Raw genomic sequence first — 20,478 nt, forward strand, 5'->3', positions numbered from 1 at the left:
CCATGTATGTTGTCCGTCCGGTAGAAATTGCGGATATTGCAGCCCTCGAAGCGCTGGCCGCGGTAACCATGCCGGGTGTCCATACCCTGCCGAAGACGCGCGAAAAAATCGCCGCCTCCGTCGAGCGCTCCATCGCCTCGTTTGCCGCCCATGTCGACATCCCCAGCGAAGAGTCGTATCTCTTCGTGCTTGAATCCCTGCTCGACAAGAGCATCGCCGGCACGGCCGCCATCTTTGCCTCGGCCGGCTCGAACGGCACCTATTTTTCCTTCCGCAACGACGTCATCCAGCAAGTCTCGCGCGACCTGAACATCAGTCACAGCGTGCATGCGCTGACCCTGTGTTCCGAGTTGACGGCGTACTCGCAGCTGTCCGGCTTCTATGTGCGCAACATGGAGCAGGCGGGCCTGGAAGCGGCCCTGCTGTCGCGCGCGCGGCTGCTGTTCGCCGTGCTGGCGCCGCACCGCTTCGGCGATCGCTTCTTCGTGCCGCTGGCCGGCATCACGGACGCCAACGGCCAGTCGCCGTTCTGGGATGCGCTGGGCCGCAAGTTCTTCCAGATGGATTTCCTCGATGCCGAGAAAGTCATCGGCGGTGCGCGCAACCGCACCCTGATCGTCGAACTGATGCCGCACTACCCTGTCTACGTGCCGTTGCTGCCCGGCGATGCGCAGGCGGCCATGGGCCAGATCCACCCGAGCGGCGAACTGGCTTTCAATTTGCTGACGGAAGAAGGTTTTGAAGCCGACGATTACATCGACATCTTCGATGGCGGCCCGATCCTGCAGGCGCACAAGCATGCGCTGCGTTCGTTTACGGGCTCGCTCACGCGCCGCGTCGTCGCTGGCGTCACGCCCAGCCGCACGGGCCTGAAAGTCAATTATGCGGTCGCTTCCGGCGCCGAGCGCAATTTCCGCGCCGTCACCTTTGCCTGCGATGCGCTCGAAGCGCAGGACAGCGTCGGCTTGCCGGCCGATCTGCTCGAGGCGCTGGCCGTGGCCGAAGGCGACAGCGTCATTTGCGTGCGTATCTAAGGGAGTTAATTTTATGCTAGTAGTACGCGCCATCAACGCCAATGACCTCGATGCCCTGTATGGCCTGGCCAGCCAGGTCGGCACCGGCATGACCACGCTCAAGCCGGACATGAAAATGCTGGGCGACCGTCTGGCCATCGCCTGCGCCTCGTTCGCCGAAACCATTCCGCCCGAAAAGCGCGACTACATGTTCGTCATGGAGGATACGGATACGGGCCGCCTGGCCGGCGTCTGCGCCATCAAGGGCGCCGTGGGCCTGGAAGAGCCATTCTATAACTACCGCATCGGCACGCTGGTCCATTCCAGCCGCGAGCTCGATGTATTTACGCGCATGGAGACGCTGTACCTGTCGAACGACCTGACGGGCAGCACGGAACTGTGCTCGCTGTTTTTGCACCCCGACTACCGCAGCGGCAACAATGGCAAGCTGCTGTCGAAAAGCCGTTTCCTGTTCATCGCCCAGTTCCCGCAGCTGTTCACGGAAAAGCTGATCGCGGAAATGCGCGGCTACCAGGCGCCGGACGGCAGTTCGCCGTTCTACGAAGGCCTGGGCCGCCACTTCTTCAAGATGGATTTCCACCACGTCGACGACTTGACGAGCCTCGGTAAAAAATCGTTCATCGCCGAACTGATGCCGCGCCAGCCCATGTACGTGGCCTACCTGCCAGACGAGGCGCAGGAAGTCATCGGCAAGGTGCATCTGAGCACGGCGCCCGCGCGCCGCCTGCTGGAACAGGAAGGCTTGCACTTCGAAGGCTATGTCGACATTTTCGACGCCGGTCCCGTGCTGCAGGCGCGCGTGTCCGAACTGCGCGCCATGCGCGACAGCATGCCGGCCGTGCTCGACGCCGAGGCTGCGCCTGAAGTGTGCGGCGACGTTGCCCAGGCCGAGCCTTACCTGGTGTCGAACACCGACCTGAAAGATTTCCGCATGATCGTCACCAGCGCCAATCCGCACAGCGGCAAGATCGCGCTCGACGACGATGAACTGCATCTGCTGCGCTGCCATCACGGCGACACCGTGCGCACCTTGTCACTCAACCCGAGGAAGCATCCCCATGTCTAAATCGTCGAACCTTAATTCATCCACCGCAGCATCGAATTTCATCAACGGCGCCTGGCTGCCAGGCACTGGCCGCGAACTGCTCACCATCGATCCGTCGAACGGCAAGCAGACCTGGGCCAGCCTGGAAGCGACGGAGCGGGAAGTCGAACAGGCTTGCCAGGCCGCCCGCGCCGCCTTTGACGCGTGGGCCGACACACCCGTCGACGAACGCATCGCCATCTGCGTGCGTTTTCGCGAACTGCTGAAGGAACATGCGGAAGCGCTGGCGCTGCTGATCTCGGAAGAAGTGGGCAAGCCGTTGTGGGAGTCGCGCACGGAAGTGGCCACCATGGCCAACAAGATCGATATCTCGGTGCAGTCGTACAACGCGCGCACGGGCATCACGCAAAGCAAGATCGCCGATGGCGACGCCGTGCTGCGCCACCGTCCGCATGGCGTGTTTGGCGTCTTCGGCCCGTACAATTTCCCTGGCCACCTGCCGAATGGCCATATCGTGCCGGCCCTGATCGCTGGTAACACCATCGTCTTCAAGCCCAGCGAGTATGCGCCGCGCACGGCCATCAAAACCGTGCAGCTGTGGCAGCAGGCCGGCTTGCCAAATGGCGTGGTCAACCTCGTCAACGGCGGGCGCGACACGGGCGTGGCGCTGGGCGCCAATCCACACCTCGACGGCGTGCTGTTTACGGGTTCCTGCCAGACGGGCATCAGCCTGCACCGCCAGTTCGGCGGCCAGCCGGGCAAGATGCTGGCGCTGGAAATGGGCGGCAACAATGCCCTGGTCGTATGGGACGTCAAGGATGTCGACGCGGCCGTGCACCACGCGATCTTCTCCGCCTTTGTCTCGGCCGGCCAGCGCTGCACGTGCGCGCGCCGCCTGGTGGTGCAGGACAATGCTGCGGGGTCTGCCTTCGTCGCGCGCCTGGTGGAAGTAGCCGCGAAACTGGGCATCGGCGCCTCCGACGCGCAGCCGCAGCCGTTCATGGGGCCCGTGGTATCGAGTGCCGTGGCCGCGCGCCTGGTGCAGGCGCAGGCGGACATGGTCGCCAAGGGCGGCGCCACCTTGCTGCAGATGCGCCAGCTCAACCCGCAGGCGGGTTTTGTGACGGCAGGTATCGTCGACGTTACCGCTGCTACCGGCATCCCCGACGAAGAATGGTTCGGCCCTCTGCTGCAGGTGATCCGCGTGGCCGATTTCGATGCGGCCCTGAAGGTTGCCAACGCCACCGAATTTGGTCTGGCCGCGGCGCTCCTGTCGGACGATCCGGCCCTGTGGCAAACGTTCCAGACGCGCGCGCGCGCCGGCATCATCAACTGGAACCGTCCGACCACGGGCGCGGCCAGCACGGCGCCGTTCGGCGGCATCGGCAAGTCGGGCAACCACCGTCCGAGCGCCTATTACGCGGCCGATTACTGCGCCTACCCGGTCGCTTCGATCGAGAACAGCGCGCTGGAAATGCCGGCCAAGCTGTCGCCCGGCCTGAGTTTTTAAATTTTAAGGACATGCCTTCCATGCACAGCACGCGCGAATACAATTTTGACGGCCTGGTCGGGCCATCGCATAACTATGCCGGACTTTCGTTCGGCAACGTGGCCTCGTTCAGCAATGTGAAAAGCGCTTCGAATCCGAAGCAGGCCGCCTTGCAGGGCCTGGCCAAGATGCGCGCCCTGGCCGCGCGCGGCTTTGCGCAAGCCTTGCTGCCGCCGCAGGACCGGCCGAATTTCCGCCTGCTGCGCGCTATCGGTTTCACGGGCACGGACGCCGAAGTGCTGGCGCGCGCGTACAAGGAGTCGCCCGTCATCCTGGCCTGCGCGTATTCCGCCTCGCCCATGTGGACGGCGAACGCCGCCACGGTCAGCCCGTCGGTGGACACGCAGGATGGCCGCGTGCATTTCACGGCCGCCAACCTGAATAACAAGCTGCACCGCGCCTTCGAGCACGCGCAGTCGGCGCGCAGCCTGCGCGCCATTTTCAGCGACGACAAGCACTTCGCCGTGCACGATGCGCTGCCGTCGACGCCGGCCTTTGGCGACGAGGGCGCGGCCAACCACACGCGTTTGGGCGCAAGCCACGGCGCGCCATCCGTTGAATTGTTCGTGTATGGTCGGGTGGAGTTCGATCCTTCCGCGCCATCGCCGAAGCGCTACCCGGCGCGCCAGACCCTGGAAGCGTCGCAAGCCGTGGCGCGCCTGCATGGCCTCGATGCGAAACGCGTCGTGTACGTGCAGCAGAACCCGGACGTGATCGACCAGGGCGTGTTCCATAACGACGTCATCGCCGTCGGCAATGGCAATGTGCTGTTCTATCACGAGCAGGCGTTTGCCGATGAAGAGGCAAGCCTGTCGCAGCTGCGCCGCGCCGTCGCCGCCACGGGCGCGCAACTGGATGCGCTGCGCGTGGACACGGGCCAGGTGCCGATCCAGGATGCGGTGACCAGCTATCTGTTCAACAGCCAGCTGCTGACGAAAGAGGGCGGCAAGATGGCGCTGGTGATACCGCAGGAATGCCAGGAAAACCGCGCCGTGTCGCGCTACCTGGAAGGCCTGGTGGCCAGCGGTGGACCCATCGATGAACTGATACATTTCGACCTGCGCCAGAGCATGCGCAACGGCGGCGGGCCCGCCTGCCTGCGTTTGCGCGTGGCCCTGACGGAAACCGAGGCGCGCGCCATGCACCAGGGCGTGATCATGACGGAAACGCTGTACCATCGGCTGGTGCAGTGGGTGGAAAAACACTACCGCGACCATCTGGAACCGGGCGACCTGGCCGATCCGCAACTGGCGCTGGAAGTGCATGCGGCGCTTGAAGAATTGACGATCATCCTCAACTTACCTGGATTGTACGACTTGTAGGCGATAGAAAAACACACAGAAAATCCGAGACAGACTATCCGTAGCACAGACAGAATTGGACGGGCGACCCCCGTCTCTTGACACCGCTGCCGCCCAGCCACAAGCCCGAACGACAGCGTTGGACATTCACATTACCGTAATGGAGATGCAAGATGAATCACACGCCACAAGATTTGCGTACACAAACGCTGGAGTTGATTAACGCGGCTGGCAATGCAGGCAAGGCGGCAGCGCCTGTCGTGCAGCTGGTGCAGGCATGGCTCGACTCGCTCGACGCCGAAGACCTGGCCGATATCGCGCCCGACAGCCTGGCACCGGTGCTGGTTGACGGCTTCACGCAAGCGGCCAAGCGCACCGGCAGCGGTTGCCAGATCGCCACCCTGCGTTATGCGGATGGCCGTGGCGGCATGGCGAGCGCCTTGCTGATCCTGAACGAAGACATGCCTTACCTGGTCGACTCCATCGTCATGGCCATGCGCCGCCAGCACCTGGCAGTGCGCGGCGTGATGAACACCGTGCTGCCCGTGCGCCGCGCCGCTGACGGCAGCGTCGAAGCGGTGCGCCAGCCGGGCGACCCGCTCGAATCGTATGTGCTGGTGCTGCTCGACGAAGAGCTGGCGCCGGAAGCCCTGGCTGCGCTGGTCGCCGCCCTGGAGGCGGTCGCGCGTGACGCCGCGGTGGTGCGCCGCGATAGCGCCGCCATGAGCGAGCGCCTGGCCGCTGTCGCCACGACTGCCGCCCAGCATGGCGAGGAAGGCGCGGAAGTGGCCGCCTTCCTGGAATGGGCACGCAGCGGCGGCTTTGAAGTGTTCGGCTACGCCTACTACCGCGTCAAGCCGGGTGTGCGCGAACTCGAACGCGACATCCCGAGCCGTGTCGGCGTGCTGCAGGATACGGCGCACCCCGTCTACGGCACCTGCCTGGCGAATATCCCGGGCGACTTCGATACCCTGGCCAAGCGCGACTCGGCGCTGTCCATCGTCAAGGCTGACGTGGCAGGCACTTTGCACCGCGACCAGCAGCTGGACTTCATCGGCGTGCGCGACATGGATGCGCAAGGCGCGATCCTGGGCGAGCATTGCTTCGTCGGCCTGTTCACCCGCGCCGGCAATTCCACCCCGCTGGCGGCACTGCCGTTTGCGCGCGGCCGCGTGGCCAAGGTACTGAGCCTGGCAGGCGTGCGCCAGCAAGGCTTCCGTGCCGAGAAATTCCGCGAAATCCTCGAATCGCTGCCGCGCACGGAAGCGCTGGAAGCGGACCTCGACTGGCTGGCGCAAGTGTGCGGCGCCGTCGTCTCGCTGTACAAGCAGCCGCGCACCAAGGTCTTCGCGCGCCGCGACGTGTACGCGCGCCACCTGAACGTGCTGGTCTACCTGCCGCGCGAGCGCTACAGCGCCAGCGTGGCATCGAGCCTGGCAAAGGCCCTGCAAGCCAGTTCCGGCGCCACGCATGTGAGCACGCAGACCCTGGTGGCCGACGGCCCGCTGGCGCGCGTCTACCTGATCGCGCACGCCGCGCGCTACCCGCTGGACCTGGAAACGGACATCGAACAGCCGCTCCTGAGCGTGCTCGATGGCTGGCATAACGGCTTTGCGGCCGTGGCCGACGCCGTGCCCGACGTGGCCCTGCGCACCAGCCTGCGTAAACTCTGCGCTACCTTGCCGCTCGATTACGTGGCCGCCACCGCGCCGGCCGTCGCTTTCCGCGACCTCGACACCATCCTGCGCAACACCGATCCGGCGCACGTGGCCGTGCGCATCGAAACGGGCGCCGTTACGACGATCCGTTTGTACTCGGCCAACAAGGTGCCGCCGCTGTCGACCATCTTGCCGGCCCTGCACAATGCGGGCGTGGCGATCGACCGCGAACAGGCGTATTCAGTTTCGCTGTCCGACGGCACGCGCTATTTCGTCACCAGCCTGACGGTCGATGCCGCCAGCGCGGCGAAACTGGCGCAGCCATCCGTCGTCGCCGTGGCGCAGGAACTGTTTGCCGCCCTGTTCAACGACACGGCTGAAGATGGCCGCCTGAATGGCCTCGTTATCGAAGGCGGCTTGTCGACGCGCGAAGTGCAACTGGTGCGCGCCTACACCAGTTACTGGCGCCAGACGGGCAGCCGCTTCTCGGTGCGCTACATTGCCGAAAGCCTGCGCAAGCAGCCGGCCCAGGTCAAAGCCCTGGTAGAAGCCTTCCTGCAGCGCTTCGATCCAGCGCTGTCCGACGCGCAGCACGCGGCCGCCCTGGAAAGCATCGCCGCCATCAAGGCCGGCCTGCCCTCCGTGAACCACGCCGATACCGAGGAAATCCTCGGCGCGCTGGCCGACCTGATGGCCGCCACCCTGCGCACCAGCTACTTCCAGAACAATCAAGCCGGCGACAAGATCATCTTCAAGTTCGACACCAGCAGCCTGGCGCTGGTGCCGGAACCGCGTCCTTACCGCGAGATTTTCGTCTTCTCGCGCCGCTTTGAAGGCGTACACCTGCGCGGCGGCCCTGTCGCCCGTGGCGGCTTGCGCTGGTCCGACCGCATGGAAGACTACCGCACCGAAGTGCTGGGCCTCGTCAAGGCCCAGATGGTCAAAAACGCCGTCATCGTGCCGGCCGGCGCGAAGGGTGGTTTTGTCTGCAAGATGATGCCGAAGGACGCCGTGCGCGAAACCATCGCGGCCGAAGGCGAAGCCGTGTACCGCCTGTTCATTTCCAGCCTGCTGGAAGTGACGGACAATCGCTCGCTGGGCAATATCGTCCCGCCAGTCGATACCGTGTGCTTCGATGAAGCCGATCCATACCTGGTGGTCGCTGCCGACAAGGGCACGGCCACGTTCTCGGACATCGCCAACGGCATCGCCGTGCAGCGCGGCTTCTGGCTCGGCGACGCGTTCGCCTCGGGCGGCTCGAACGGCTACGACCACAAGAAGCTGGGCATCACCGCCAAGGGCGCATTCGAAGCCGTGAAGCGCCACTTCTATGAAATGGACCACGACCTCAATACCACCCCGATCACCATGGTCGGCGTGGGCGACATGTCGGGCGACGTGTTCGGCAACGGCGTACTGCTGTCGCGCCAGCTGAAACTGGTGGCCGCATTCGACCACCGCCACATCTTCCTCGACCCGACACCGGACGTCGCCGTCTCGTTCGAAGAACGCGCGCGCCTGTTCGCCTTGCCGCGCTCCTCGTGGGACGACTACAACAAGGACTTGATCTCGGCAGGCGGCGGCGTGTATCCGCGTTCAAGCCGCACCATCGAGCTGTCGCCGCAGATCCGCGCCGCGCTCGATATTCAAGAGACCTCGCTGGCGCCGGAAGAACTGATGCACCGCATCCTGAAGTCGCCCGTGGACCTGTTCTACAACGGCGGCATCGGCACCTACATCAAGGCTTCCACGGAGACGCACGCACAGGTGAAGGACCGCGCGAATGACCATATCCGCGTCAGCGGCAATGAGCTGCGCGTGAAGGTCGTGGCGGAAGGGGGGAATTTGGGTGCGACGCAGGCCGGCCGCATCGAATTCGCGCTGGCGGGCGGACGCATCTTTACCGATGCGATCGACAACTCGGCCGGCGTGGATTGCTCGGACCATGAAGTGAACGTGAAAATCTGGCTGGATGTGGAAGTCAATGCGGGCAAGCTGACGGAAGAGGAACGCAATCGCGAGCTGTATGCGATGACGGACGACGTCGAACGCCTGGTCTTGCGCGACAACACGCAGCAGACGCATTTGCTGGTACGCGAGTTGCAGGCGCAAAGCGAAAGCGCCGTGCAGGATGGCTATGCCGCCCTGATCGCCAGCCTGGAAGAAGAGGGCGCCCTGTCGCGCGAGCTGGAGCAGCTGCCATCGGTGGCCGAACTGGCACGCCGCAAGCTCGATAACCGTGGCTTGACCACGCCGGAACTGGCGGTGGTGATCGCCAACGTGAAGAACCGCTTCAAGCGCATCCTGTCCGCGCTGCCGTTGACGGATGAAACGTGGGCCGAGCCGGTGCTCAAGCCTTACTTCCCATCCTTGCTGGTGGAAACCCGTTCGGCGCTCGACCACCCGCTGGCCAACGCCATCCTGGCAACCGTGCTGGCCAATGAAGTGATCAACCGCTGCGGCCCGCTGATGATCCGCAACCTGGCGGCGGAGCATGGCGTGGCCGAATCGGCCGTGATCCTGGCCTGGGGCCAAGCCTGGGTGGCGCTGAACCTGGCGCCCGTGTTCGACGCGCTCGACGCCGATGCGCTGACGATTCCACGCGACGTGTCGATCAAGGTCGACGCGCAAACGCGCGTGCTGCAGCAAACGATGATCGCCGGTGTCCTGTCCGTGCCGGCCGAGCAATTGCGCGGCGCCGGCCTGGCCGAACTCACGCGCCTGTTTGGCGCGGAATCGAAGCGCGAACTGCTGAAAGCCGTCGGCATCAAGTCGGAAGCGGCGCTGGTGCCGGGCCTGACGCCGGCCTTCGTGCAGGCGTGGGATGCGATCGATGCGCTGGAAGTCGTCGCCGGCTTCCTGTTCCCGGCCCTGTCCGTGCCGCGTCCTGCGGCGATGGACCTGGCCGCCTTCCTGCAAGTGGGCCTGGCCCTGCGCAGCCAGGCGGGCATCGATACCCTGGAACGTGGCCTGAAGCTGGCCGCGCAAGGCAAGTCGCAGGAACAGTTGCGCAACTACGCGCAGCAAGCCCTGCGCCGCACGCAACAGCGTCTGCTGACGCAAGTGCTGGCGCGCGCCGAGCAAGGCAATGCCGGCCAGGCCGTCGATGCCGTGACGGGCGCGCTGGGCTTGTCGGCCTATGTGGCGGCGACGGAACTGGAGCAAGCCATGCTGGACGTGTGGACCTTGTCGGAAGCCGTGAATAAAATCACGGCGGAATCCACAGCGGAAGCGGCGGTGTAATGACGCAAGAAGTACGACAAGCTGGACAGGGCGCTGGCGGCTTGCCGCCGGCCGTGCAGGCGCTGGCGCAGGCCGATTTCAGCGGCGTGGCGCAGTTGTTCGCCAACGCCGGTTTCACGGTGGCCTTGCCGGCGCCCGGCATGCTGCAGGTCGTCAAGCCGGGAGAAGGGCGCGCCAGCGTGGCCGTCTCGGTGGGCGTGCATGGCGACGAAACGGGGCCGATCGAAGTGCTGGCGCATCTGCTCGACGCGCTGTCGCGCGATGCGTCGATGCTGGCCGTCGACCTGCTTGTCTGCGTGGGCAATGTCGATGCGATCCGGGCGGGCAAGCGTTTCATCGACGCCGACCTGAATCGCATGTTCCGCCCCGTGCGGGGAAGCCTGGCGCAAGCGGCGGAAAGCGCGCGCGCCGATGAAATGATCGCCGCCACGGCAGCGTTCTTTGAAGCGGCCGGTCCCGTGCGCTGGCACCTGGATTTGCACACGGCCATCCGGCCTTCCGTGTACCCCACGTTTGCCATCGTGCCCGACCTGGTGGCCGACGACGCCAAGGCGCAGCTGATAGCCTGGCTGGGCCAGGCGGCCATCGGCGCCATCATCATGAACCCGCAATCGGCGGGCACCTACAGTTATTATTCGGCCGAGCATTTCGGCGCGGCCGCCAGCACGGTGGAACTGGGCCGCGTGGGCACCCTGGGGCAGAACGATCTGTCCCTGTTCGACGACGTGTCGCGGGCGCTGGACGGCTTGCTGCGCGGCTTGCCTGCGCAACCGGTCAAGGCAGCGCCGCACGTGTTCAAGGTGGCGCAGGAAATCATCAAGCACAGCGATGAGTTCCGCATGGCTTTTGACCGCAGCACGCAAAATTTCACGTCCCTGCCGCAGCATGCCGTGATCGCCAGCGATGGCGAGCAGGTGTACACGGTGCAGCATGCGGAAGAACTGGTGGTGTTTCCGAACCCGGACGTGCGCGTGGGCTTGCGCGCGGGGCTGATGGTGGTGCGCGTCTCTTGATTGTCCAGTAATCGTCTAGCCTCACAGGCGCCAGCCGGGGAAACCCGCCTGGCGCTTTTTTCATGGGAAAAATGCCGCACGGAAATAATTATCCATTAGGCAATCAGTTGATTTAAAATATTTACCCTTTGCAATTTTTTGGACCGATCATGTTGAAACGCCTGCTGACAGCCCTGCTGTGCCTGACCCTTTCCAGCCTGACGGCTGCCGCCCCCGCCGAAGAGAAGGCGTCCGCACCGGAAATGACGGCCGAGCAATTCCTTGCCCAGTTGCACCTGCAGCGCGGCAAGATCACCTTGCCAGGCGGCATCGCCACCCTGGATTTGCCCGCCAGCTTCCGTTATTTGTCGCCGGCGGACGCCGAGCGCGTGCTGGTCGATGCCTGGGGTAATCCGCCAGGCATGGAATCGCTGGGCATGATTGTGCCGGCCAAGACCAGCGTGCTCGAGCGCGACAGCTGGGGCGTGGTGGTGACGTATGAAAAGGAAGGGCATATCAAGGATGACGATGCGGACAGCATCAAGTACGACGAATTGCTCAAGGATATGCAGGCGTCCGTGCTGGAAAACAATGCGGAGCGCAAGAAGCAGGGTTATCCCGGCATCCATCTGATGGGCTGGGCGGAAAAACCCAGCTATGCCAAGGACACGCACAAGCTGTACTGGGCCAAGGATTTGATGGTCGATGGCGGCGAGCATTCGCTGAACTACAACGTGCGGGTGCTGGGCCGCGAAGGCGTGCTGAACCTGAACGCGATTGCCAGCATGCAGCAGATCGAGGCGATCAAGAAAGAGATGCAGCAAGTGACGGCGTTCACGGAATTTACCGACGGTAACCGCTACACGGATTTCGACAGCAAGACGGACAAGGTGGCTGAATACGGCCTGGCGGCGCTGGTGGCCGGTGGCGTGGCCAGCAAGCTGGGCCTGTTTGGCAAGCTGCTGGCGCTGCTGCTGGCCTTCAAGAAAGTGTTGCTGCTGGCGCTGGTGGGCGGCGGCGCGGCCATCGTCAAGTTTTTGGGCGGCAAGCGCAAGGAAAAGCAGGCGCCGCAGGCCGAACCTGCGGAACAGCCCGGCCATGCGCCGGATGGCAAGGTGAATCTGGAAAAGTAGAACGAACTGAGCTGATCCGTGCGTCGGCGCACATGCGCGCGCTGCCGGATAACAGCGCCTCGGGTACACTGGTTCATCGTTCACTATCAGGAGTTCGCCATGTCCGTGTCCATGTATCAGGCAACCATTCCCGTCTTCATCCGCGGCTTGCGGGTCGTTTCGGCCCTGCTGGAAAAAGCGCAAGCCCATGTGGAGGAAGATGGCATCGTGCCCGAGATTCTACTGGGCGCGCAGCTGGCGCCCGACATGCTGGACTTGACGGCGCAGGTGCAGCGCGCCAGCGATACGTCGAAGATGTCGGTCGAACGCCTGAGCGGCGTGCCGGCGCCGAAGTTCGAGGATAACGAGGCATCGTTCGAGCAGCTGCAAGAGCGCATCGCCAACACCATCGCCTATATCGACAGCGTAAATGCGGGCCAGATGGCGGGCAGCGCGCAGAAGGAAGTCGTGCTGAACTGGACGGACGAGGGAACGACATTCTCGGGCGACAATTACCTGCTCAGCTTTGCCTTGCCGAACTTCTATTTCCACGTTTCCATGGTCCACGCCATCCTGAGGAACAATGGCGTGGCCGTGGGCAAGCTTGACTATCTTGGCCCTTACGATTGACAGGCCTGAAAAACCGTCGCGAGCGGCGATGATTTGTGGCCGAGAAGCGCAACTGTGCTGAAGCACAGTGAGCATCGCAGGCCGCAAAGCGCGACGCGCAGCAGGTTTTTTATCGCTGTGGCTGCTGTTGGACCTGGTTCTGCACAGCATTGCCCAGCATGCCGCCGCCGATTACGCCGGCCACCGTCGCCAGCGCCTTGCCGCGGCCGCCACCGACCTGATTGCCGATCAAGCCGCCGATGACGGCGCCCGTGCCGATGCCCACGTAGTTGGGTTGTGCAGGTGCTGGCGCAGGCACTGGCTGCGGCTGGCGTACGGGTTCGCGGTAGGCTGTCTCGCGGTAGCCATCGTCATTGTAGGCAGGACGCGATTGCGCCACTTGCGTATGGTGCACGACGCGCTTGCGCACGACAGGCGCCGGAGCTGGTGCCGGTGCCGGAGCCGCTTGCGCGACGACAGGCGCGGCTACAGGTGCAGTCACGGGAGCAGTCGCGGGCGCTGCCAGGGCTGCGGCGCCGGCCGGCGTCATGGCGGCCACGTCGGCAGGCACGTTCGCCCGCGAATTGGGCAGGATGCCGGCGATGGACGCCGCGCCCACCAGGCACAGGACCGTCACGGAAATGGCGGCGCCGGCCATCAAGGGGTGGATGCGGCTGGCGGTAGTCGTCGTGTTCATGTGTTCTCCTGGGGGGCAAGGTGTTGCGCTGTTGTTGATGTGTCCAGCTGATGTGTCCACATTAACGGTCTCCTCGCCGCAAGGCTAGACGGTGCGCTGTATCAAACGTAAGCAGGTGTAAGGCCCCGATCGCCAAAGCGCAGTAGAATCGGTGCTTCCCCTTTTCCGGAGTCCGCCATGAGCCAGCTATTCACGCCGTATGCACTGGGGCCGCTGCAGGTGGCCAACCGCATCGCCATCGCGCCCATGTGCCAGTACTCGGCCGACAACGGCAACGCCACCGACTGGCACATGATCCACCTGGGCCACCTGGCCCTCTCCGGCGCGGGCTTGCTGATGACGGAAGCGACGGCCGTCTCGCCCGAGGGACGCATTTCGGCCGAAGACCTGGGCCTGTGGTCGGACGCGAACCAGGCGGCGCTGGCCAAGGTGGTGCAGGCGATCCGCCGCCACTCTCCGATTCCGCTGGTGGTGCAACTGGGCCATGCGGGACGCAAGGCGTCGAGCCGCGCACCGTGGCAGGGCGGCGCCTGCGTGCATCTGGCCGAGGGCGGCTGGCAAACGGTGGCGCCGTCCGCCATCGCCCACGCACCCGGCGAAACCGTGCCGATCGCCCTGGACGAGATGGGTTTGCTGCAAATCAAGGGCGCCTTTGTCGCGGCCGCCCAGCGCGTGCATGCGCTGGGCATCGAGGGCATCGAACTGCATGCGGCGCACGGTTATCTGCTGCACCAGTTCCTCTCGCCGCTGGCCAACCAGCGCACGGATGCGTATGGTGGCAGCCTGGAAAACCGCATGCGTTTCCCGCTGGAAGTGTATGAAGCCGTCCGCGCCGCCGTGCCGGCCACGGTGGCCGTGGGCGTGCGTCTTTCCGCCACCGACTGGGTCGAGGGCGGCTGGGAAATCGGGCAAAGCGTGCGCTTCGCGCAGGAACTCAAGCAGCTGGGTGCCGACTTCATCCACGTCTCCAGTGGCGGTATTTCTCCGTTGCAGCAAATCCCCGTGGGACCGGGCTACCAGGTGGCGTTTGCCGAACGCATCAAGCGCGACAGCGGCTTGCCCACCATCAGCGTGGGCTTGATCACGGAAGCGCAGCAGGCGGAAGACATCATCGCCAACGGCCAGTCCGACATGGTGGCGCTGGCGCGCGCCATCCTGTTCGACCCGCGCTGGCCCTGGCATGCGGCGGCCCAGCTGGGCGCGCAAGTGTCGGCGCCACCGCAGTACTGGCGCTCGCAGCCGCGCGAGTACAAGCACCTGTTCGGCGACACGACCCTGGGCCAGCGCTAACAGACCTCGTCTGCTACACTGACGCTTCTTCCCCATTTCTCCAGGACGCTTCGACATGCGCCATTGATACTGCCGTGCTGTGCACGGCCTCGCCCATCCCGCCACAGCGCCTTGCGCCGCGCGGGTTCGCCAGCCTTGCTCAAGGAGTATCCATGCCCGCATTCCTACAACTCGACCGTCTTTCCTATGTGCTGCCCGATGGCCGCACCCTGTTTTCCGATTTGCAATTTTCCTTTGCCCCGCAACGTATCGGCCTCGTCGGCGATAACGGCGTGGGCAAGAGTGTGCTGGCGCGCCTGCTGGCGGGCCAGGTGCAGCCGTCTTCTGGCGCCGTGCGCCGTGACGGCAGCGTGCATTACGTGGCGCAGGAACTCGATCCGCAGCACTATCCCACCGTGGCGGCCCTCGCTGGCGTGAGCAGCCTGCTGGCGGCGCTGGCGCGCATCGCCGAGGGCAGCGTCGACGAAGCCGATTATGCCCTCGTGGGCGAACGCTGGGATGCCCACGCCCGCCTGCGCCAGGCGCTCGATGCGCTCGATTTGCGCCATGTGGATGCCGATACGCCAACGGCCAGCCTGAGCGGCGGCGAGCGCCAGCGCATCGCCCTGCAAGGCGCCTGGCTGTCGCAGGCGGACTGGCTGGTGCTCGATGAACCGAGCAACCATCTCGATGCGCAGCAGCGCGCCCGCCTGGTGGCGCAGATGGCGCGCTGGCCTGGCGGCTTGCTGCTGGTCAGCCATGACCGCGGCTTGCTCGAGCACGTCGATGAAATCGCCGAACTGTCGCCGCAGGGCTTGCGCAGCTATGGCGGCAATTACGCGATGTATGCGCAGCAGCGCGCGCTGGAGCAGGCCGGTTTTGCGGCCGCCCTGCAGGCGGAAAAGGCTGGCGCCAGACGCGAACAGCGCGAGGCGCAGCAGCAGGCAGAACGGCAACAGAAACGGGTGGCGCGCGGTGAACGCGAGGGCCGCGAAGGCAATCAAAGCAAGCTCCTGCTCGACGCGCGCAAGGAGAAAAGCCAGGATAGCCAGGGCAAGCTGCGCTTGCGCGCGCAAGAGGCGCAGCAGGCGCGCCAGCAAAGGGTGATGGACGCCAGCGCCCGCTGCGCGCCCGAGGCCGAACGGTTGCTGCTGGCACCCGAGAGTGCCGTGCCGAACGGCAAGCTGCTGCTGGAGCTGCGCGAATTGGTCTTGCCGCATGGCCAGGCGCACGCCATCAACCTGGTACTGAACGGGCCGCGCCGCCTGGCCGTGACGGGCGACAATGGCAGCGGCAAGTCGACCCTGCTGCGCGTGATCGCCGGACAGCTGGCGCCCGCCAGCGGCGAACTGCGCTGCCATGCCAGGGTAGCCTGGCTGGACCAGCATGCGGGACTGCAGGACGGCGAGTGGAGCGCCGTGCAGCGCTTGCAGGAACGCCATAGCAGCATGCCGGAAGGCGAGCTGCGCACGCGGCTGGCGCTGCTGGGCATTGCCGGCGCGCGCGCCACCATGCCCAGCCGTCTGCTCAGCGGCGGCGAGCGCATGAAGGTGGCGCTGGCGGCCGAGCTGTATGCGCAGGCGCCGCCGCAACTGTTGCTGCTTGACGAGCCTGACAATCATCTGGACCTGGCCAGCCTGCAGGCGCTGGAGCAGATGCTGCTGCAATATCAGGGCGCGTTACTTGTGGTTTCGCACGACCAGGCATTTCTGGATGCGATAAACCTTGACCCGGAGGGCTTGACATTGCACAAGTGATAATTTAATGAAAAAAGTCACGCTCGATGCCTGTAGAGCATGCTTCATGAACCGATGCTGAATTTTGTTTGATTGTCGGTATAATCCACTGAATAACCGGGCCTATTTGTGAACTAAAACTGCTGGTTCACCAATATGATGACGTTTAATCTGGCACTGTTGTCGGTCACTGCCGCGCTGCCAGGGCGTCATCCTCCGTGCCCTGCCGTGCATGAATTTTGGTTTCGCTTATATTGTTTTCTTGGAGAAATAGCATGTCGTTTTACGAAAAACTCAAAGCCCTCAACATCGAACTGCCAGTCGTTGCCGCACCAGCTGCCGCCTACGTGATGCATGCCCGTACGGGCAACACCGTCTTCCTGTCCGGCCACCTGGCCAAGAAGGATGGCAAGGTCTGGGTGGGGCAGTTGGGCAAGGATGTCACGACGGAAGAAGGCAAGATCGCAGCGCGCGGCATCGCCATCGAACTGATCGCCACCTTGCAAGACGCCTGCGGCGGCGACTTGAACAAGGTCAAGCGCATCGTCAAGGTCATGAGCCTGGTCAATTCCACTTCCACATTCACGGAACAGCACCTGGTGACGAATGGCGCCTCGGAACTGTTCGTCGAAGTCTTCGGCGACAGCGGCAAGCACGCCCGCTCCGCCTTCGGCGTGGCGCAAATCCCGCTGGGCGCATGCGTCGAGATCGAGCTGATCGCCGAACTGGCCTGATCATCTGAACATGCCGGCGCTTGCCGCCGGCGCGCCTTTTCCTCCTTTCCAGCAAGAGCGGAACCGCCATTGGGGTGGAGGGATCGGTGTATTCAAGAAAAAAACGGAGACACGTAATGAAAACGAGTGAACAAGGCTTGCACCGCGGCCTGGGCGAGCGGCAGATCCGCCTGATGGCGCTGGGTGCCGCGATTGGCGTGGGCCTGTTTTTGGGTTCCGGCAACGCCATCAAGATGGCCGGCCCCGGCATCATGCTGTCGTACATCATCGGTGGCGCGGTCATCTTCATGATCATGCGCGCGCTGGGCGAAATGGCCGTGCACAATCCCGTGGCCGGCTCCTTCAGCCGCTATGCCCAGGATTACCTGGGCCCCCTGCAAGGCTATCTGACGGGCTGGAACTACTGGTTCCTGTGGCTGGTCACCTGCGTGGCGGAAATCACCGCCGTTGCCATCTACATGGGCATCTGGTTCCCCGACGTGCCGCGCTGGATCTGGGCCCTGGCGGCCCTCGGCTCCATGGGCGCCATCAACCTGCTGGCCGTGAAAGCCTACGGCGAGTTCGAGTTCTGGTTCGCCCTGATCAAGGTGGTCACCATCATCCTGATGATCATCGGCGGCACGGGCATGATCATCTTCGGCCTCGGCAACGACGGCGTGGCCATCGGTATCTCGAACCTGTGGACGCATGGCGGCTTCTTCCCGAATGGCGCGCAGGGCGTGCTGATGTCGCTGCAGATGGTGATGTTTGCCTACCTGGGCGTGGAAATGATCGGCCTGACGGCTGGCGAAGCGGCGAACCCGAAGAAGTCGATTCCCGACGCCATCAATTCCGTGTTCTGGCGCATCCTGATTTTCTATGTCGGCGCGCTGTTCGTCATCCTGTCGATCTATCCATGGAATGAAATCGGCACCACCGGCAGCCCCTTCGTGATGACGTTCGAACGCCTGGGCATCAAGACGGCCGCCGGCATCATCAACTTCGTCGTGCTGACGGCGGCCTTGTCGTCGTGCAATGGCGGCATCTTCAGCACGGGCCGCATGCTGTACAACCTGGCGCTGCAAGGCCAGGCGCCCAAGGCGTTTGCGGAAACCACGGCCAGCGGCGTGCCGCGCCGCGCCATCCTGGTGTCCGTCGTGGCGCTGCTGATCGGTGTGCTGCTGAACTACATGGTGCCGGAAAAAGTGTTTATCTGGGTCACCTCGATTTCCACCTTCGGCGCCGTCTGGACCTGGGGCGTGATCCTCGTCACGCAGATCCAGTTCCGCAAGACCTTGACGCCGCTGGAAATCAAGAACCTGGCCTTCCGCATGCCGTTCGCGCCTTACGGTTCCTGGATTTCGCTGGCCTTCCTGGCGCTGGTGATCGGTCTGATGGCGTATTTCCCCGATACGCGCATCGCCCTGATGGTCGGACCCGCCTGGCTGATCCTGCTGACGGTGCTGTACTACGTACTGGGCCTGGCGCCGAAAGAGCGGCGCGATGACGTGCCGCAAGGTTACGAAGCGGGCTGGCCGCCGGCCGATGCGCCGCAGGGCAAGAAGTAATCCGGCTCGGCTGAGCTGAACCGAAAGCGCGCCCCTGCTCCAGCAGCGGCGCGCTTTTTCTTTCATATTGGCAATTCCATGTTCCCCTAGCGCCAGTGCGCGTTTTGCGGCGCACGCCTGGCGTTGTTTCCTTGCATCAAACTTCTGTTTAGCTGAGCCGATGAAAGCCCTATAATCGCTTAGTTTTGAAAATGGACGCGATCTTTCCGGTTTTTTGCCAGGTAGGGCCGGAGCGCCGTTTTTAAGTGTTTTTACCCGTCATGTTTCGAACGACACCTGACAAAACCGTAGCGAGCGGATGCGAGTTGTGGCTAAGAAGCGCAGCTGTGCGAATGCACAGTGAGCATCGCAGGCCGCAAATCACGACGCGCAGTAGGTTTTGGCAGGTGTTCAAGTGCATGCCTCATAAAGGAATGCTAGTGAGCCAAACCCTGGTCCAGAAACTTTGCCGCACCAAGCCGATCGATACCACGGTCGAATATGGTGAAGGCCTCAGCAGCAGTGGCTTGAGCCGGTCCATCGGCCTGTTTTCCCTCACCATGATCGGCGTTGGCGCCACCATCGGCACGGGCATTTTCTTTACCATGGTCGAAGCCGTCCCCAAGGCGGGCCCATCGGTTGTCCTGTCTTTCCTGATCGCCGCCATCACGGCCGGCTTGACGGCCTTGTGCTATGCGGAATTGTCGTTCCGCATACCCGCCTCCGGCTCCTCGTATTCGTTTGCCTATGCCACCGTGGGCGAGTTTCTTGCCTTCATCATGGCCGCCTGTCTGCTGCTGGAATACGGATTGGCGGGCAGTGCCGTGGCCATCGGCTGGTCGTCCTACCTGAACAACTTCCTGGAAAACGCTTTCGGCTGGCACATCCCCGAGATGCTGCGCACGCCGATGATCGTTTCCGGCCCGCATGGCATGGAGTTTCATGCCGGCCACATCAACCTGCCGCCGATCTTTTTGATCTGCATGTGCGGCTTTTTGCTGCTGCGCGGCGCCAAGGAATCGGCCCTGATGAATGCCATCATGGTCATCATCAAGCTGGCGATCCTCGTATTTTTCATCGTCATCGCGTTTTCCGGCTTTAACGCCGACAATTTCTTCCCCTTCTTCAATGCCGACAACAGCAAGGGATTTGCCGGCATGACGGGCGTCACAGCTGCGGCCGGTACTGTCTTCTTCTCCTTCATCGGCCTCGATACGGTGGCGACGGCGGGGGATGAAGTGAAAAATCCCACGCGCAACGTGCCGCGCGGCATTCTCGGCGCCTTGCTCATCGTTACCGTGTTTTATTTGCTGGTGGCCGTGGCCGCCCTCGGCGCACAGCAGGCGAAATTGTTCGAAGGCCAGGAAGCGGGCCTGGCGGTGATCCTGCAAAACGTCACGGGCAAGACCTGGCCCGCGCTGGTGCTGTCGGCCGGCGCCGTCATTTCCGTCTTCAGCGTGACCCTGGTGACGATCTACGGCCAGACGCGCATCCTGTTTGCCGTCAGCCGCGACGGCCTGATCCCGAAATCGTTCCAGAAAATCCACCCGCGCACCTTGGTGCCGGTCAGCAATACCATCATCGTTTGCCTGGTGGTGGCCGTGGTAGCCGGTTCCGTCGATGCCACTTACTTGTGGGACATGGTCAGCATCGGTACCCTGACAGCCTTCATGGTGGTCTCGATCGCCGTGCCCGTGCTGCGCCACAAGCAGGGCGCCAACCGCATCGAAGGTTTCAGCGTGCCGTTCGGCCCGTACGTGATTCCTGGCCTGAGCATCCTGGCTTGCCTCTACATCATGCGCGATTTGCCGCATACGACGTTTGTCGTGTTCAGCGTGTGGATGGCGGTGACGGTGGCCATTTACTTCCTGTACAGCATGCGGCATTCGCATCTGGGCAAGAAGGTCCGCTAATGCAGTCTGTTCCATCCAAAACCGCCGCGCTTGCCGGCGGTTTTTTTTATTTCTAACCGG

Annotated in this window: 14 protein-coding genes; 13 read left to right on the plus strand and 1 reads right to left on the minus strand. The window is 63.7% G+C overall.

The features are described 5' to 3' along the window. Positions 1–2 precede the first annotated feature (2 nt). The 8 genes from BLT98_RS09410 to BLT98_RS09445 all read left to right on the plus strand — a co-directional run bounded on the left by BLT98_RS09410 (position 3) and on the right by BLT98_RS09445 (position 12,564). Positions 3–1,034: an arginine N-succinyltransferase gene (locus BLT98_RS09410; protein WP_034778925.1), complete on the plus strand. Its 1,032-nt coding sequence runs from the start codon at positions 3–5 to the stop codon at positions 1,032–1,034. Positions 1,035–1,047: 13 nt separating this feature from the next. Beyond that, on the plus strand, positions 1,048–2,100 hold the full coding sequence (astA, locus tag BLT98_RS09415) for an arginine N-succinyltransferase (RefSeq protein ID WP_070254776.1): 1,053 nt from the start codon (positions 1,048–1,050) through the stop codon (positions 2,098–2,100). Next, a complete protein-coding gene (gene astD, locus BLT98_RS09420; protein ID WP_092607180.1) occupies positions 2,093–3,589 on the plus strand; it encodes a succinylglutamate-semialdehyde dehydrogenase in 1,497 nt (498 codons plus the stop codon). Before astA ends, astD begins: the two co-directional genes overlap by 8 nt. 20 nt (positions 3,590–3,609) lie before the next feature. Further along, positions 3,610–4,950: an N-succinylarginine dihydrolase gene (gene astB / locus BLT98_RS09425; protein ID WP_092607183.1), complete on the plus strand. Its 1,341-nt coding sequence runs from the start codon at positions 3,610–3,612 to the stop codon at positions 4,948–4,950. Positions 4,951–5,102: 152 nt separating this feature from the next. Beyond that, on the plus strand, positions 5,103–9,830 hold the full coding sequence (locus BLT98_RS09430) for an NAD-glutamate dehydrogenase domain-containing protein (protein ID WP_092607185.1): 4,728 nt from the start codon (positions 5,103–5,105) through the stop codon (positions 9,828–9,830). Then, on the plus strand, positions 9,830–10,843 hold the full coding sequence (locus BLT98_RS09435; protein ID WP_092607187.1) for a succinylglutamate desuccinylase: 1,014 nt from the start codon (positions 9,830–9,832) through the stop codon (positions 10,841–10,843). Before BLT98_RS09430 ends, BLT98_RS09435 begins: the two co-directional genes overlap by 1 nt. Before the next feature lie 149 nt (positions 10,844–10,992). After that, positions 10,993–11,955, plus strand: coding sequence for a DUF2167 domain-containing protein (locus BLT98_RS09440; RefSeq protein WP_092608569.1), 963 nt, complete (start codon positions 10,993–10,995; stop codon positions 11,953–11,955). Positions 11,956–12,054: 99 nt separating this feature from the next. Continuing rightward, positions 12,055–12,564, plus strand: a complete 510-nt coding sequence (locus BLT98_RS09445) for a DUF1993 domain-containing protein (RefSeq protein ID WP_070254768.1) — start codon at positions 12,055–12,057, stop codon at positions 12,562–12,564. Positions 12,565–12,673: 109 nt separating this feature from the next. On the opposite strand, the gene BLT98_RS09450 is transcribed toward BLT98_RS09445, so the two are convergent. Further along, the gene (locus BLT98_RS09450; protein WP_092607190.1) at positions 12,674–13,240 is read right to left on the minus strand and encodes a glycine zipper 2TM domain-containing protein; all 567 of its coding nucleotides are present in this window, start codon (positions 13,238–13,240) and stop codon (positions 12,674–12,676) included. Positions 13,241–13,417: 177 nt separating this feature from the next. Between BLT98_RS09450 and BLT98_RS09455 the strand changes: the two genes are divergently transcribed. The 5 genes from BLT98_RS09455 to BLT98_RS09475 all read left to right on the plus strand — a co-directional run bounded on the left by BLT98_RS09455 (position 13,418) and on the right by BLT98_RS09475 (position 20,418). Next, positions 13,418–14,530: an NADH:flavin oxidoreductase/NADH oxidase gene (locus BLT98_RS09455; RefSeq protein ID WP_092607193.1), complete on the plus strand. Its 1,113-nt coding sequence runs from the start codon at positions 13,418–13,420 to the stop codon at positions 14,528–14,530. A gap of 152 nt (positions 14,531–14,682) precedes the next feature. Further along, positions 14,683–16,266, plus strand: a complete 1,584-nt coding sequence (locus BLT98_RS09460; RefSeq protein ID WP_092607196.1) for an ABC-F family ATP-binding cassette domain-containing protein — start codon at positions 14,683–14,685, stop codon at positions 16,264–16,266. A 254-nt stretch (positions 16,267–16,520) separates the two neighbouring features. Further along, entirely contained in the window at positions 16,521–16,979 is a 459-nt protein-coding gene (locus BLT98_RS09465) for a RidA family protein (protein WP_070254760.1), read from the plus strand. A 116-nt stretch (positions 16,980–17,095) separates the two neighbouring features. Next, positions 17,096–18,526, plus strand: coding sequence for an amino acid permease (locus BLT98_RS09470; protein ID WP_034778907.1), 1,431 nt, complete (start codon positions 17,096–17,098; stop codon positions 18,524–18,526). Between the two features lie 419 nt (positions 18,527–18,945). Further along, complete coding sequence (locus BLT98_RS09475; RefSeq protein WP_092607199.1) at positions 18,946–20,418, plus strand: amino acid permease; 1,473 nt, start codon at positions 18,946–18,948, stop codon at positions 20,416–20,418. Positions 20,419–20,478 lie beyond the last annotated feature (60 nt).

Source organism: Janthinobacterium sp. YR213 (assembly GCF_900099875.1).
GTDB classification, from domain to species: Bacteria; Pseudomonadota; Gammaproteobacteria; order Burkholderiales; family Burkholderiaceae_D; genus Janthinobacterium; species Janthinobacterium lividum.